This window comes from Pseudarthrobacter sp. NPDC058196, assembly GCF_042882685.1.
Lineage (GTDB): Bacteria > Actinomycetota > Actinomycetes > Actinomycetales > Micrococcaceae > Arthrobacter.
Genome location: NZ_JBHVVN010000007.1, coordinates 132,141 through 148,032, shown reverse-complemented (window position 1 = coordinate 148,032; position 15,892 = coordinate 132,141). Strand labels below are relative to the sequence as shown.

Genomic DNA, 15,892 nt, shown 5'->3' with positions numbered 1-15,892 from the left:
CAGCACGGTGCCGGGGCGGGGGATAATGGCCCCATGGGGAAATCAACAAAACTTTCGCTTGCCGTAGCTGCGCTCGTCCTGGGTACCTCCCTGGTGGCCTGCGACGACGGAAAGAGCGGGGCTGAAGCCGCCGCCCAGCAATTGGCCGGCGCGGTCTCATCGCTGGACGTTGGCTCGGTGGCCTTTGACGGCAAGGACGCCGCCGCGGCCAACGACCAGCTGCACCAGGTCTTCGCGGCCCTGGATCCGCAGAAGCCCGAGGTCCAGGCAGGCGGACTCACCCTCGACGGCGATAAAGCGTCCGCGCCGCTGAGCTACACCTGGAAGTTCGGCGACGCCGAGTGGAAGTACACCAGCTCGGCGAACTTCAAGAAGTCAGGGGACAAGTGGCTGGCGGTGTGGGACCCGGCCCTCCTGGCACCCGGCCTGACGGACAGCGAGATTGTTACCAAGGGCTCCCAGTCCCCCCAGCGGGCCGATATCCTTGGTGCCGGCGACGTGCCGCTGGTGACCTACCGTCCCGTGGTGAATGTGGGCATCGACAAGCCGCAACTCGGCGCCGCAGACCCCTCCGATTCCGCCGGCAAACTGGCCGCGCTGGTGGGCGTGGACCCGGCCGCCTACGTCCAGCAGGTCAAGGCTGCCGGCGCACAGGCCTTCGTTTCGGCCATCACGCTGCGTGAAGAAGGCCGGACCATCTCGGACCAACAGATCCAGGCCATCCCCGGCGCCCGCGGCATCCCCGCCTCCATCCCGCTGGCTCCCAGCAGGACGTTTGCCCGCGCCGTGCTCGGTTCGGTCGGCGAAGCCACCGCAGAGCAGATCGATGCATCCAATGGTGCGCTGGACGCCGGGGATGTCACGGGCATCGGCGGGCTCCAGCAGCAGTACGACGCGCAACTTCGCGGATCAGACGCCGTCGTCATCCGGGCGCAGCGGGCAGACCTGACGCGCGAACAGATCCAGTCCGCCGGGACGGACCCCCGGCGCGTCCTTTTCGAGGTGGCACCCAAGCCCGGCACGCCGCTGAAGACCACCCTCGATCCGCGGCTCCAGACCCTGGCAGAGTCCACCCTGGAGGGTGTAGGCCCGGCGTCGGCCATTGTGGCACTGCGGCCCTCCACCGGCGCCGTGCTCGCCGCGGCCTCCGGCCCGGGCAGCAACGGCTACAACACGGCCATGCTGGGCCAGTACGCCCCGGGCTCGATCTTCAAAATGGTTGATTCCCTGGCCATGTTCCGGAACGGCATGAACCCCGACTCCACCGTCCAGTGCACCCCCACCCTCACGGTGGACGGGCGCACCTTCAAGAACTCCGAGGGCTACCCCGCCACCTCCCTTGGCGCGGTGACCCTCCGGGATGCCTTTGCGCACTCCTGCAACACCGCCTTTATTTCCCAGCGCGACTCGGTATCGCAGAGCCAGCTCGAAGCCGCAGCCACCTCCATGGGCGTCGCGGTCGAAGCACCGAAACTCGGGGCGGAAGCGTTCCTGGGTTCCGTGCCGGGGCAGGCCCAAGGCACCGAACACGCGGCCTCCATGATCGGCCAAGGCAAGGTTCTGCTCTCACCCCTGGCCGCGGCGATCATGGCCGGCTCGGTTGCCAAGGGCGCTCCCGTTTCGGCGCAGCTGGTCCTCAACCCCGACGCCGCTGCCCCTGCGGCGGGAACCACCGCAGGGTCCACCGCTCCGGCTGCCGCACCAACGGCCACGGCCACAGCCGAAGCGCCGTCCACGGCATCGGACAAACCAATCACGGCAGCGGAGGCGGCATCGCTGGCTGACATGATGCGCGCCGTGGTCACCTCCGGCCACGCGGGATTCCTCGCCAGCGTCCCCGGGGCTCCCGTAGGTGCGAAAACGGGAACTGCCGAGTTCGGCACCGAGAATCCGCCCAAGACGCACGCCTGGATCGTGGCCGTGCACGGTGACCTGGCCGTGGCAGTGTTCGTGGAGGACGGCGGCCTGGGTGCCACCACCTCGGGTCCGCTGCTGAAGCAGTTCCTCACCGCCGCCGGCTAGGTTCCGCCGTGGGAGGATTGACGGCGTGGCCCATATTGACGTTTCCGGCATCGACTACTTCCTCTCCGACGGTACCCAACTCCTGAACGGAGTGACCTTCAAGGTCCCGGACGGCACCAAGACCGCCTTGATCGGGCCCAACGGCACAGGAAAAACCACGCTGTTCCGGATCATCGCCGGAGACCTGGTCCCGGATGAGGGCGCCATCGGGCGGTCCGGGAACATGGGCATCATGCGCCAGTTCGTAGGGCAGGTGCGTGACGGTTCAACTGTCCGGGATCTTCTGGTGTCCGCTGCTCCCCCGGCCTTGGCGGCCGCTGCCCGCGAGGTTGACGAGGCCGAGCTGGCCATGCTGGAGCACGACGACGAGCCCACCCAGATGCGCTACGCCCAGGCCATCGTGGACTGGGGCGACGCCGGCGGCTACGACGTCGAGACGGTGTGGGACGAAGTCTGCATAGCCGCGCTGGGACTGCCCTTTGACCGCGCACAGCACCGCGCGGCGTCGACCCTTTCCGGCGGGGAGCAGAAACGGCTGGTCCTCGAAGCACTGTTCGCCGGCCCGGACGACCTCCTGCTCCTGGACGAACCGGACAACTACCTGGACGTTCCGGGCAAGCGCTGGCTGGAGGAAAAGCTCAACGAGTCGAAGAAGACGGTCTTCTTCATCAGCCACGACCGCGAACTGCTGAACAACGCTGCCGGGCGGATCGTCACGCTCGAACCCGGGATCAACGGCGCCGCGGCCTGGATCCACGGCGGCGGGTTCGGATCCTACGTGGAGGCCCGCGCGGACCGGAATGCCCGCTTCGAGGAATTGCGGAAGCGCTGGGACGAGGAGCACATCAAGCTCAAGGAACTCGTCAACATGTACAAGAACAAGGCGGCCTTCCGCTCGGACATGGCCAACAGGTACCACGCCGCCCAGACCCGGCTGGCCAAATTCCTCGAAGTGGGGCCGCCGGAGGCGCTGCCGATCGAACAGAACGTCCAGATGCGGCTCAAGGGCGGCCGCACCGCCAAGCGCGCCATCGTTGCCGAACGGCTGGAACTGACCGGACTGATGAAGCCGTTTTCCACCGAGGTCTGGTTCGGCGACCGGGTGGGCGTTCTCGGCTCCAACGGCTCCGGCAAGAGCCACTTCCTGCGGCTGCTCGCCACCGGCGGCACCGACCCGGAACGCGAGCACCTCCCCGTCTCGGACGTTGAGATCGCGGAGGTCCCGCACGAGGGCACGGTGAAACTCGGCGCCCGGATTCGTCCGGGCTTCTTTGCCCAGACCCACGTCCGGCCCGACCTGCTGGGCAAGACACTGCTGGAGATCCTGCACCGCGGCGACGAACACCGCTCCGGCTTGGGCCGGGAGGCAGCCGCCGGCGCGCTGGACGGTTATGGCCTGGCAGGACAGTCGGAGCAAAAATACGAATCCCTGTCCGGTGGCCAGCAGGCGCGTTTCCAGATCCTGCTGCTCCAGCTCAGCGGCGCCACCCTGTTGCTGTTGGACGAGCCGACGGACAACCTGGACCTGCACTCCGCCGAAGCACTGGAGCGGGCCATTGACCACTTTGAAGGCACGGTGCTCGCCGTCACCCACGACCGCTGGTTCGCACGGACATTTGACCGTTTCCTGGTGTTCGGATCGGACGGGAAGGTGTACGAATCAGCGGAGCCGGTCTGGGACGAACAGCGGGTGGAACGAGTCCGCTGAGGACGCGGTGAGCAGCTTTATGAGCAAATGATCATCAATTGATAGCATTTGATCATGAAGACGGATGAGCGGCACAGGACCATTGCCGAAATCCTCAGGCGGCAGGCCGAGGTGACCGTCGAAGAGCTGATGCTGGCCTGCAACGCTTCCGGGGCCACGATCCGCCGCGACCTCGAGGCATTGGCGGGCAACGGCGTCCTCCGGCGGATCCACGGCGGAGCCAGGAGCCTGATCGGACAGGGACAGCACCCCGGCTACGGACTGCGGGAGCTGGAGGACCGGGACGCCAAGAGGCGCATCGCCGCCGCCGTCGCCGGGCTGCTGGTGGAACGCGAACATGTCTGGCTGGACAGCGGGAGCACGGCAACAGAGGTGGCCCGTGCCGTGGCCGGCCGGGAACTGACCCTGATGCCGATGTCACTGCCCGGACTCAATGCGGCCGCCGGCGGGGACGCCGCCGCGGGCTCGCGGCCTGCACTGTTGCTGCCAGGGGGGAGCCTGGTGCCCGGTGAGCTGTGTTTTCGCGGGCCCCTGGCGGAGTCCAACATCAGGTCGCTGCGCTTTGATACCGCCGTGCTCACCCCATGTGCCGTTGACTTCACTGATGGCCTCCTGGCCCACGACCTGGACGATGCCGCGGTCAAGAGGGCCGGCCTGGACGCGTCGGCGCGGGTGGTGGTTGCTGCCTCCGCGGCAAAGTGGCAGGCGCACGCGAGGGTCCTCATCGGCGGCCTGGACCGGGTGGACGTGATCGTCACCGACCGGCAATTCAATGGCCAGGAACAGGCCCAACTCGACCAATACTCTGTGGAAGTAGTGAACGTATGAGCATCAACGCCGGCACCGAACAGCATGCTGGACTGAAAGCAGCGGCCGCGGCCACGTTTGTGGTCTTCGGCATTAACGGGCTCGTGTTCGCCAGCTGGGCAGCACGGATCCCGGCCGTGACGCAGACGCTGCACATCACCTCCGGCCAGATGGGCACTCTGCTGCTGTGCACGGCCGTAGGGTCGCTCCTGGCACTCCCCACGGCGGGCATGGTGGTGGGCCGGATCGGAACAGCCAGCACCGTCTGCTTTGCCGGCCTGCTGGCTGCCGCCGCGGGCATCGGCATCGCCCTGTCGCTGTCAGCCACCTCCATACCCGGAACCGCCGTGTCGCTGTTCTTCTTCGGAATCGGCATCGGCCTGTGGGATGTTGCGCAAAACATCGAAGGCGCCGACGTCGAACACAAACTCCGCCGGACTGTCATGCCGCAATTCCACGCGGCCTTCAGCGGTGGTGCGTTCGTGGGCGCACTGGTGGGCGCCGGACTGTCCAGCCTGGGCGTGGACCTTCCCCTGCACCTGATGGTCATTGCCGGTGTGGTGGTACTGGTGGCCCTGACCGCGCCGCGGTTCTTCCTCCCCCACATTTCCAGCGCGGCCACGCCCGGGGAAACCAAACCCGCCAAGGGCCCCTCGGCATGGCGGGACAGCAGGACGTTGCTGATCGGCGTCGTGGTGCTGGGAGCCACCCTCACGGAGGGGGCCGGCAACGACTGGATCGCCAAAGCTTCCGTGGACGGCCTGGCCACCTCGGAGTCCACGGGCGCCCTCATGTTTGCCCTCTTCGTCCTGGCCATGACGGCCATGCGGTTCCTCGGCGGCCGCGTGATCGACAAGTACGGGCGGGTGGCCGTGCTGCGGGCCAGCATGGGTGCCGCAGCCGCCGGGCTGGGCCTCTTCGTCCTGGCGCCGAATATCTGGCTGGCCGGTATCGGTGCGGCTCTTTGGGGCATCGGCGCCGCCCTGGCCTTCCCGATGGGGATGTCCGCCGCATCGGATGACCCCAAACATTCGGCAGCACGCGTATCGGTTGTATCCACTTTGGGGTATATATCATTCCTGGCCGGTCCACCGCTGCTCGGCTACCTCGGCGACCTCACGGGCATCCACACCGCGCTGCTGGCGATCATGGCACCGATCCTCGTGGCACTCCTGCTGGCTGGCGCCGCCAAGCCCTTGAAGGGTGACGCCACCGAACCCTGACGGGAGCAAGGTCGCCGCGCAGGGAAAGACGGGGAGCCTCACGAGTAAGGGACCCGGGTTTAGGGTGATCACATGCAAAGCATCAGGCACCGCCGCCGGAGTTGGCCCAGCCGCGTCGACAGATACTTTCTCCAGCATGTTTCGAACCTTCCCGGCGGCAGCCACGACGCGTTCTTCCGGCGGCTTTCGGCCTCAGCGAACCAGGGCAAGCTCTGGATCGGCATCGCCGCCGTCCTGGCGCTGTTCCCCGGCAAGACCCGGCGGGCCGCCGTTCACGGGCTGATCGCCCAGGGCGTTGCCTCAGCCGTCACGAACCTGGTGTTCAAGACCCTGCTCCCCCGGGCCCGGCCGCTGCCGGAACACCTCCCGGTGTTCCGCTTCGTCCATCCCCAGCCACAGAGCTCCTCCATGCCTTCGGGCCATTCGGCTTCTGCCGTCGCCTTCGCGGTGGGCGCCGGTCTGGTCCAGCCCGCCCTCGGGGCTGCCTTGGCGCCCGCAGCCCTCGGCGTGGCCTACTCGAGGGTCCACACCGGCGCGCACTGGCCCTCCGACGTGATCTTCGGTTCGGTACTCGGTGCGGGCGCCGCCATGGTCACCCGGCACTGGTGGCCGGTCCGGCCTCCCATCCCGCAGACAACCCGGGCCTGGGCCGACGCGCCCGGGCTGCCCGAGGGCGAGGGCCTCAGCATCGTGGTCAATACGTTGGGGGGATCCTTCAAGGAGGAAACAGCCGCCGCCCTCAAGGAAGTATTCCCGAAGGCTCATATAAACACGGTTCAGCCCGACGATGACCTGGTGCAGCAGATCAACGCAACCGCAGACGTCCCCGGAATCCGTGCCCTGGGCGTGTGGGGCGGCGACGGTACCGTCGGCGCTGCGGCCGCTGCCGCCGTCCACCGTTCCCTCCCCCTGCTGGTGCTGCCCGGCGGCACCCTGAACCATTTCGCGCGGGACGCCGGGACGGGAAACCTCAAGGACGCCGTGGAAGCGGCAACCAGGGGCGAAGCCGCACTGGCAGACATCGGCCTGGTGACCGCGGAACGCGGCCTCGCGGGCAACCCGGAAGTGACCGAACTGGTCATGCTCAACACCTCCAGCGTGGGGCTCTATCCCAATCTCGTGCGGCGCCGGGAGCACCTGCAACCCGCGCTCGGTAAGCCGTTGGCCGGCGTCGTGGCCATGTTCCGCACGTTCGCCGCGGGAACTCCCATCACCCTGTCCGTGGACGGCATCCGGCACAAGGTGTGGATCGCCTACCTTGGACGCGGCCGCTACTACCCCCGGGACCACGCGCCGCTGATCCGGCCCGTCATGGATGACGGCGTATTGGACGTCAGGCTGATCACCGCCGACGAGTCCTTCGCCCGCGTACGGCTGCTCTGGGCCGTCCTGACCGGCACCGTGGCAAGCTCCAGGATTACGCACCTGCGTGAGGCCTCGGCGGTCACCATCGATGCCGGCGGCGCACCCATGGCCCTTGCCGTGGACGGTGAAGCACTGGCCGGGGTGCGCCGGGTTGCCTACACCGTGCGGCGCAAGGCGTTGATGTACTACTCCCCGCGCCGCTGAGCAGGGACGGCATTGTTCCGGAGCAACCCTGATTCTCCCCTGAATCATCCCTGAGTACGGCGAAAAGCGGAGACGGCCCCGTTAGCGTAGGGAGTGAACTCCCACAGAACGCCATCCGCAGCCGCGCGCTGCCGTCAAAAGGAATATTCATGATCGAGGCAAACGGGCTGACAAAGGTCTACGGGGCGAAGACCGCCGTAGCCGGTGTCAGCTTCACCGTCAGGGCAGGGCAAGTCACGGGATTCCTGGGCCCAAACGGGGCAGGAAAGTCCACCACGATGCGCATGATCATGGGACTGGACCGGCCGACGTCGGGCTCGGTCACAGTGAACGGCCTCCCCTACGTCAAGCACACGGCTCCGTTGCGGCAGGTGGGTGCCCTGCTGGATGCGAAGGCGGTCCATACCAGCCGCAGCGCCTACAACCACCTGCTGGCCATGGCCGCCACGCACGGGATTCCCAAATCCCGGGTGCACGAAGTGATCGAGATGACCGGCCTCGACGCGGTGGCTCGCAAGAAGGCCGGGGGTTTCTCGCTGGGCATGGGCCAGCGGCTGGGAATCGCTGCGGCGTTGCTCGGCGACCCGCAGACCCTGATCCTGGACGAACCCGTCAACGGGCTGGACCCGGAAGGCGTGGTCTGGGTGCGGAACCTGGTCCGCTACCTCGCCGGGCAGGGACGCACCGTGTTCCTCTCCAGCCACCTCATGAGCGAGATGGCCCAGACGGCCGACCACCTCATCGTTATCGGCCGCGGCCGGGTGATCGCCGATGCTCCCATCCGCGACATCATCACCGGCAAGGGCCAGGCCCGCGTCCGGGTCCGTACCGACCAGCCTGACCGGCTGCGCCAGTTGCTTGCCGGCCGCGGCGCCTCCATCGAGGTCCCGGAACGGGAACTGCTGGAAGTGACCGGCCTCGAGCCAAAGGCAATCGCCGCGGCGGCCCTGGAAAACCAGGTCATGGTCTATGAACTCACCCCCCTGACGGCCAGCCTCGAGGAAGCGTACATGGAACTGACCAAGGACGACGTCGAATACCACTCCCTGCCCGCCGCGGAGGTAAGCAAATAATGAGCGCCATGACCACAGAATCCACGGCTTCGCCCGATCCGGCATCATCCCCGGCAGGCCACGGCAACGGCCACGGAAGGTCCTTGCCCGGACCCACATTCTTCCGGGTGCTCAACTCGGAGATCATCAAGTTCCGGAGCCTGCTCTCAACGCTGATCCTGCTTGCGGCAACCGCGGTTGTGGTGGTGGGCTTCGGTGCGCTGTCCGCATGGGGCACCGGCCAGTTTGCCAACGCGGCCTCGCGGGATCCGCAGGCGGCTGTCAGGGCGGCTTCCCAGGGCGGGGACCTCGCGATCAGCGTGCCCACCTCCGGTATCGCCTTCGCCCAGCTGATCCTTGGCTCCCTGGGCGTGCTCCTGATGAGTTCGGAATTCACCACGGGCATGGCGCGGTCCACGTTCGCGGCTGTACCCAGGAGGCTGCCCGCGTTCACTGCCAAGCTGGTGGTGGTCATGGTGGTGTCCTTCGCGGTCACGGCCATCTCCACCTGGGTGGCAGGATTGGTGGCGGTTCCCATCCTGGACAACTACGGACTCAAGCTGGACCTGTCCAGTTCCGAATCCGTGAAGCTGCTCCTGGTCAACAGCATCTACGTGGCAGCCGTAGCCGCGATCGGCATGGCCCTGGGTACGCTGCTCCGGAACTCCGCCGGCGGCATCATGAGCCTGGTGGGCATCTTCTTCGTGGCACCCATCGCGTTCCAGCTCATTCCCGGCGACTTCTTCAAGGAAGCCCGGAAATACCTGCCCGGCAACACGGTTGAGCCGCTGACGGCCGCGCAGCACGTGCCGGACACCCTCGAAGCATGGCAGGCAGCACTGGTGCTGGGCGCATGGGTGCTGATCCCCGTCGTGGTCGCCGCCGTCCTGTTGAAGCGCCGGGACGTGTAAAAGGATTGCCCTGCGCCGGCCACCCGGCCGCGACCGGCGCGTGGTTTCCGGCACATTACAAAAGTGCCTGGCAGGCAACATTATTTGCCCTCGGTGGTTCCTGCTTGGAGTGCTGTCCTGTTGGACGCAACCAGATCTGTTGGAGTGCACAAAGCAAGGCGCATAATGGCGGACCTAGGGTGAAACGACGATGTGGTGCACCACACGGCCCGCCGGTGGTACATCAACTAACGTCGCACAACCTCTGCAATTTCCCAACAGGACGGCACTTCCATGCATGCTGACCAGCAACTCTCAAAGTCCCTGAAACCCAGGCACCTGTCCATGATCGCCATTGCCGGCGTGATCGGTGCAGGGCTCTTCGTCGGCTCGGGGGCCGCGATCCAGCAGGCCGGCCCGGGCATCCTCGTCGCATACGCAGCCGCCGGCCTCGTGGTCATCCTGGTGATGCGCATGCTGGGGGAGATGGCCGCTGCCAACCCGGAAACGGGCTCCTTTTCCACCTACGCGGACAAGGCCTTGGGCCGGTGGGCAGGGTTCAGCATCGGCTGGCTCTACGCTTGGTTCTGGATCATCGTCCTGGGCATCGAGGCCACCGCAGGTGCAGCCATCATGCACCGGTGGGTGCCAGGCATCGACCAGTGGGTCTGGGCCCTGGCCCTCATGGTGCTGCTGACCCTGACCAACCTCGGCTCGGTGAAGTCCTACGGCGAGTTTGAGTTCTGGTTCGCCTCCATCAAGGTGGCCGCCATCGTCCTCTTCCTGGTCTTCGGCGCCGCCGCCATCCTGGGCCTGGTTCCCGGCGTGCCGGCTCCCGGCCTGAGCAACCTGCTCAACAACGGAGGGTTCATGCCCAACGGGCCCGGCGCCGTCCTGGCCGGCATCCTTGTAGTCGTCTTCTCCTTCTTCGGCGCCGAAATCGCCACCATTGCGGCAGGGGAATCCGAAAACCCCGTGGACGCCGTGAAGAAGGCCGTGAAATCCACCGTATGGCGCATCCTGGTCTTCTACATCGGCTCCATCGCGATTGTGGTGACCCTGCTTCCCTGGAACTCGGCGTCCGTGGCCAAGAGCCCCTATGTTGCGGTCATCGAACTGTTCGGCATCCCCGGCGCCGGCACCATCATGGACGTCGTGGTCCTGACCTCCGTCCTCTCCTGCCTGAACTCCGGCCTCTACACCGCAAGCCGCATGCTGTTCTCGCTGTCCACCCGCGGTGACGCGCCGCGCTCATGGACCCGCATCTCCCGCCGCGGAGTCCCCGCCGCCGCCGTGCTGGCCTCCACCGTGGTCGGCTTCGTCACGGTTGGCCTGAACTACATCGCCCCGGACACCGTGTTCCTCTTCCTGGTCAACACCTCCGGCGCCATCGCCCTCTTCGTCTGGCTGGTCATCTCCGTGTCCCAGTTGATCCTCCGCCGCCGGATGGGCGCTGCCGCACAGGACCTGCAGCTGAAGATGTGGCTCTTCCCGTACCTCACCTGGGCAGCCATCGTCAGCATCGTGGCACTGCTCATCGGCATGGTGATCGTGGAATCAACCCGCGAATCACTGCTGCTCTCCATCGCGTTGGCTGCGGTGGTGGTTGCTGTTGGCGTGCTCCGCTACCTTCGCAAGGACGCGGCCACGGCGGCTGGACCGGCCGTGGCATCCGAGGCTGCCGCGGCACCTGTGGAGTAGCCCGCACTAGACTCGGGACCATGCCTTTGACTTCCTCTGCCGCAGACCACATCCAGGACCTTGGCGCGTATGTCAGCGCATCGCCGTCGAGCTTTCACGCCGCCCACGAAGGCGGCCGGCGGCTGGAGGAAGCGGGCTTCCTCCGCCTGGACGAGCTGCAGCCGTGGGAGGGCGGGCCCGGCTCCTTCTTCATGATCCGCGACGGCGCACTGATCGCCTGGGTGGTTCCCGAAGGAGCCGGACCTGCCACCGGCTTCAATATCCTTGGCGCGCACACCGACTCGCCATCATTCAAACTCAAGCCGAAGCCCACCACCGGCGCCCACGGCTGGCTCCAGGCCGGGGTGGAAATCTACGGCGGGCCGCTGCTCAACTCCTGGCTGGACCGGGAGCTCCGGCTCGCTGGCCGACTGGTGATGCTCGACGGCACGCAGCACCTGGCCGCAACCGGGCCGCTGCTCCGCTTCCCGCAGCTGGCCATTCACCTGGACCGGGCCGTGAATGACGGGCTCACCCTGGACAAACAGCGCCATATGAACCCGGTGTGGGGGCTGGGAACCCCTGCCGACTCAGACCTGTTGAGCGTCCTGGCCGCGTCCGTTGACGGCGCCTCCGTTGATCCGGGCGGCATTGGCGGGTACGACGTCGTCATTGCTGACACGCAGGCGCCTGCGGTTTTCGGGGGCAAGGGGGAGTTCTTCGCCTCCGGGCGGCTGGACAACCTTTCTGCCACGCACGCCGGGCTGGCTGCCCTGGCCGCGCATGCCGCGTCCGGCACGGCCGGCGGACCAATCGCCGTGCTCGCAGCGTTCGACCACGAGGAAATCGGCTCCAACTCCCGCTCCGGCGCCTGCGGACCCATCCTTGAAGACGTGCTGGTGCGCATCTCCGACGGCCTGGGTGCGACGGTGAGCCAACGACGGCAGGCCCTCGCGGCGTCGTTCTGCCTGTCAGCCGACGCCGGGCATGCGGTCCACCCCAACTACGCCGAGCGGCACGACCCCGCCAACCACCCCGTGCTCAACGGGGGACCGCTCCTGAAGATCAACGCCAACCAGCGCTACGCCACTGATGCCTTCGGCGCGGCCTTCTGGGCCAGGCTTTGCGGCGAAGCGGGCGTGCCCTACCAGGAATTCGTCTCCAACAATGTGGTCCCCTGCGGTTCCACCATCGGACCCCTCACGGCCACAAGGCTGGGCATCCGGACCGTGGACGTGGGCGTGCCGCTGCTGTCCATGCATTCCGCGCGGGAACTGTGCGGAGTGGAGGATCCCCTCCGCCTTGCCGCCGTCGCGGAGCTGTTCTTCCGGACTGCGGCCTAGCAGCTAACAGCGTCTTCAGTATTTGTACTGCCCGTGCTCGATCTCGTGGGCGGGCACGCCTACCCACGTTTCGCCGTCGGGGACGCTGCTGAGGACTGCAGCGCCCATGCCTATCGTCGCGTAGTCTCCTACCGAAGTTCTTTCCCTGACGCTCGAATTCAACCCAAGGTAGGCGCCCCTGCCTATCCTGACACCGCCCCCCAGCGAAACGCCGGCGGCGATTGTGGCAAAGTCGGAAACGTCGTCGTCGTAAGAGAACGTCACGGAGGGCATGACCACCACGTGCGAACCCAAACTGACGGCCGTAGTGAGGGTGACGTTGCGCAGCAGGATGCTTCCGCGGCCGATGCGGCAACCTTCCGGGTACTGGACTGAAGGGTCTACGGCAGTGGCAAATCTTGACTCGCCGATCCCCAGGGATGCAAGGCGCGCCACCACCGCTTCACGGTCCCTGCTGGAGGTGACGCAAACCAGGAGGAAGGCATGCGTGTACCGTGGCGCATCGTCAACTCCTCCGAGGACAGGGGCACCGTCGACGGTGACGCCGGCCATCTCCATATCGTCGTCGAGCAGGCCGACCACGTCATACTGGCCGCTGCTGCGAACCATTGCCAGGACTTCACGCGCCAGGCCACCGGTGCTGATGAGGATTAGCTCGCTCACGTGATCGCACTGACTTCAACCTGGTGCGGGCGCATTCGGGGTATCTCGGCCACGTGATCCCTTTCCGGCCTTGCTTAACGTCCTTTGGGCGTGATCCACGCTATTTCGCAGGCACTGCAATCGCAGATCGGACGCCGGGGTCTTGTGGTTCCGAAGGGCGGAATATGTGGGTACTGCGGATATTCGCGGAGTTACAGGACGGGCAGGACATACGGCTCCAGGGCCGGGCTTCCCTTCCCAGCGGCGAGGGCAGTCAGCTGCGCCCGGGATTCAACACCAAGCTTGCGATAGATGGCGGTGAGGCGCACCTCGACCGTACGGACGGAAACATAGAGGGTGGCGGCTATTTCCTTGTTGCGCATGCCCCGGGCCACCATCGTTGCCAGCGACCGCTCATGATCTGCGAGCAACAGCATCCACGGATTGTCCTGCGGGACGGCAGTCTCCGCTCGTCCGTCCAGCAGGAGGGCGTCCACGCGCTGGGTCCATGCGTCCGCACCTGCCTCGTCAAACATCACTTTGGCGCGAAGCAGGGCTTCCCGGGCATCGCGCAACCGCCCGAAGGCACGCAGCCGCTCGGCGTAGCACATCAAGGTCCTGCCGCGCTCAAGCCTGTTCCCGTTCCTGTCCTCAAGCGCCTTGCTGAAGAACAGCAGGGCCTGCTCACCATCCGCAAGCATGGCGCGACTTCGCGCAACAACCATCAGCAGCCACGGTGAGCGCAGCCCCTCGGAGCGGTTCCCCAGGCGCATAAAGGCCTGGCTGGCCTCGTGGTGGCGCCCAAGGCGGACCAGGACCTCCACCAGATCAGCCTCACAGCGCAGCAGGCTGGGATTGACCAGACCCATGCCGATCTCCGCGGCCCTGGACAACTGGGCAATCGACTCTGTCAAATCACCGCGCAAGAGCGCGAATTGGCCTTGACAGGCCGCCAGCTGTGCCGTGGCGGCAATGTGGTTGCCCGACTGAAGGCACCGTTGGGCTTCGGCGGCGTGGGCCCGCGCCTGTGCGTCATCGCCCAGCGAGTAGGCACGCCAAACACGGAGCAGGTGCCGCGTCCCGCGGTGGTGGCGCATGTCAGGCTCGCAGAGCTCAAGATCGTCGATAAGCCTTACTGCTGTTCCTACGTTGCCTGCACGGATCTCATTGTCAACGGCCATGAGCGCCGCGGCTTCCCGCCAGATAGCGTGATCGGGTCCGGAGGAGCTTTGGAGCATTGCGAAGGCTTCGCGGGCGTTTCCGTAGTGCTCCGCATAGGTGAGGGCGCGGCCACGCACCAACAGGCCTTCTACCCTGGCGGCACTGCCGGTCTGCTGGTCCCTCCGTCCGAGGTTCGTCCCATCGCCGCTGATGCATTCGACCAGCAGGTTGGCGTAGTCGGCAATAGCCCTGGACTGCGCCGATGCGGAACCGCGGAAAGCGCTGCCGTGGCGGAGAAGCCGAGCGGCATCTGCCAGTTCCCACCGCTCGGCATAATAGAGGGCGGCGACGGCCAGGAGGCCTGCTGAATATGCCGGGTCGTGATGGCCAAACTCCTTCACCAGCCGTTCCACCATGCTGCTGCGAACGGCAGTGCCTTGGACAAACTGGATTTTGTAGGACAGGCCGGTCAACCGCAGAATCAGCACGGAGTTCTGCGTCAGACCCTGCGCCCATTCCAGGTAACGCCGCGCGTACACGAGCTCACCGCGGTTGAACAGCAATTCGGCCAGGCGGGTCAGACGCGCCGCCGTTTCCGCGCTTTCCCATCGGTTGATGGCCAAGGCCCTTTCGATGCACTCCACGGCGAAGGAGAGCTGACCACTCCGAATAAGGCCTATCGCTTGACGGAGAAGTCGATTCGGAGTTTGGTGGTCCGGCGCGAGGAAACTGATATGCCAGGTGATAGCACTGGGATCCGTCCCCACCGCCGCTTCTGCGAGGGCCCGGTGGCCGGCGGTGCGGAGCCCCGGGGTCATGGCACCGTAAATGTACCCGCGGAGGAGTTGATCACCGATTCCCAAGTGCGGCCCTGACTGTTTCACGAGGCCAGCAGCCAACAGTTCGTCCAAACCGGTCCAGGCATCACACTGAAGGTTCTCAATGGTCGAAATGTTGCTGCGGAAGGAGAGGGCCACCAGGTCCAGGACCCTACGCGCGGCAGGGGACAGGGGAGCCACCGCGGACGCAAACTGTGAGTCAAAACTGCTGATGGTGGCAGTCAGCGGCACGGGCAATGCGTCTCTGGCTCCAACGTGCCGTTCCATCTGCCTGACGTAAATCTTGACGGCCGCCAGCGCATTGCCGTCTGTTGCAGCGGCAACGGCGTGGGCGGCCGCAGTCATGGTCCGTTTGGTTGGGAGACCCTCCAACATCCGCACAGTGTCGCCGAAGCTCAACGCAGGCAGGTGGAGGGTTGGAAGGCCCGTGAAAGGGCTTTCCGGGTGGTCCTCCCGGGCCCCGACGAACATGACGACATCAGTCCCGGCCAAACGCCGGGCCAGGAACCCGATCACTGTCTGACTGCTGCGATCCAGCTGGTCTGCGTCATCAATCACGACGACAGTCCGCGCCGAAGAGCGCTGGTGCAGGCCGGAGAGCAACTGGTCGGAAAGGGAGAGGAGGGTCAGGGCCCCGGTCGTGTCCTGATCGAACCTATCCGCAATCCGGTGCAGGACAGGATCGTCCAGCCCATTTAGCAGTGAGGTCAGTCCGGACAGTTGCCAGTCCGATTCTGCCGGGGCGGCCGCAAAGAAGACAGTTCGGTAATCGGAAATAGCAGGAATTTCAGACAGAAGGGCTGATTTTCCCGTACCACGGCGGCCGACAACTGCCAAAGCTGATTCTTTGGGACCACGGATGGCGGAAAGAATTCGCTTGATTTCTTTGTCCCTGCCCACGAGCGGCATGGTGTCCCCAATCGTCGAAGAAGGAGACCATATTTTGTACTGCCGCG

The 15,892-nt window shown here is 66.1% G+C and carries 11 protein-coding genes; 9 read left to right on the top strand and 2 right to left on the bottom strand.

Annotated elements, in window-relative coordinates; genetic code table 11:
* The first annotated feature begins 33 nt into the window (after positions 1-33).
* The 9 genes from ACFVVC_RS11805 to ACFVVC_RS11765 all read left to right on the top strand — a co-directional run bounded on the left by ACFVVC_RS11805 (position 34) and on the right by ACFVVC_RS11765 (position 12,294).
* Positions 34-2,022 carry a penicillin-binding transpeptidase domain-containing protein gene (locus ACFVVC_RS11805; protein WP_387453071.1) on the top strand — a complete coding sequence of 663 codons (1,989 nt, stop codon included), beginning with the start codon at positions 34-36 and terminating at the stop codon, positions 2,020-2,022.
* 25 nt (positions 2,023-2,047) lie between these two features.
* The gene (locus ACFVVC_RS11800) at positions 2,048-3,730 is read left to right on the top strand and encodes an ATP-binding cassette domain-containing protein (protein ID WP_387453068.1); all 1,683 of its coding nucleotides are present in this window, start codon (positions 2,048-2,050) and stop codon (positions 3,728-3,730) included.
* A 54-nt stretch (positions 3,731-3,784) separates the two neighbouring features.
* Positions 3,785-4,558 (top strand): DeoR/GlpR family DNA-binding transcription regulator, encoded by a 774-nt coding sequence (locus ACFVVC_RS11795; RefSeq protein WP_387453065.1) that lies wholly within the window; start codon positions 3,785-3,787, stop codon positions 4,556-4,558.
* Positions 4,555-5,760: an MFS transporter gene (locus ACFVVC_RS11790; RefSeq protein WP_387453062.1), complete on the top strand. Its 1,206-nt coding sequence runs from the start codon at positions 4,555-4,557 to the stop codon at positions 5,758-5,760. The genes ACFVVC_RS11795 and ACFVVC_RS11790 overlap by 4 nt, the downstream gene beginning before the upstream one ends.
* A gap of 72 nt (positions 5,761-5,832) precedes the next feature.
* Positions 5,833-7,329 (top strand): bifunctional phosphatase PAP2/diacylglycerol kinase family protein, encoded by a 1,497-nt coding sequence (locus tag ACFVVC_RS11785; RefSeq protein WP_387453059.1) that lies wholly within the window; start codon positions 5,833-5,835, stop codon positions 7,327-7,329.
* A 149-nt stretch (positions 7,330-7,478) separates the two neighbouring features.
* Positions 7,479-8,402, top strand: a complete 924-nt coding sequence (locus ACFVVC_RS11780) for an ABC transporter ATP-binding protein (RefSeq protein WP_387453056.1) — start codon at positions 7,479-7,481, stop codon at positions 8,400-8,402.
* Positions 8,402-9,292: an ABC transporter permease gene (locus ACFVVC_RS11775; RefSeq protein WP_387453053.1), complete on the top strand. Its 891-nt coding sequence runs from the start codon at positions 8,402-8,404 to the stop codon at positions 9,290-9,292. Before ACFVVC_RS11780 ends, ACFVVC_RS11775 begins: the two co-directional genes overlap by 1 nt.
* 273 nt (positions 9,293-9,565) lie before the next feature.
* Positions 9,566-10,972, top strand: a complete 1,407-nt coding sequence (locus ACFVVC_RS11770) for an amino acid permease (protein WP_387453050.1) — start codon at positions 9,566-9,568, stop codon at positions 10,970-10,972.
* Positions 10,973-10,992: 20 nt separating this feature from the next.
* A complete protein-coding gene (locus ACFVVC_RS11765; protein WP_387453047.1) occupies positions 10,993-12,294 on the top strand; it encodes a M18 family aminopeptidase in 1,302 nt (433 codons plus the stop codon).
* A gap of 15 nt (positions 12,295-12,309) precedes the next feature.
* Here the strand turns inward: ACFVVC_RS11765 and ACFVVC_RS11760 are convergent, their stop codons facing one another.
* A complete protein-coding gene (locus tag ACFVVC_RS11760; RefSeq protein WP_387453044.1) occupies positions 12,310-12,957 on the bottom strand; it encodes a NeuD/PglB/VioB family sugar acetyltransferase in 648 nt (215 codons plus the stop codon).
* A 191-nt stretch (positions 12,958-13,148) separates the two neighbouring features.
* A complete protein-coding gene (locus ACFVVC_RS11755; protein ID WP_387453461.1) occupies positions 13,149-15,845 on the bottom strand; it encodes an AAA family ATPase in 2,697 nt (898 codons plus the stop codon).
* Positions 15,846-15,892: the final 47 nt, after the last annotated feature.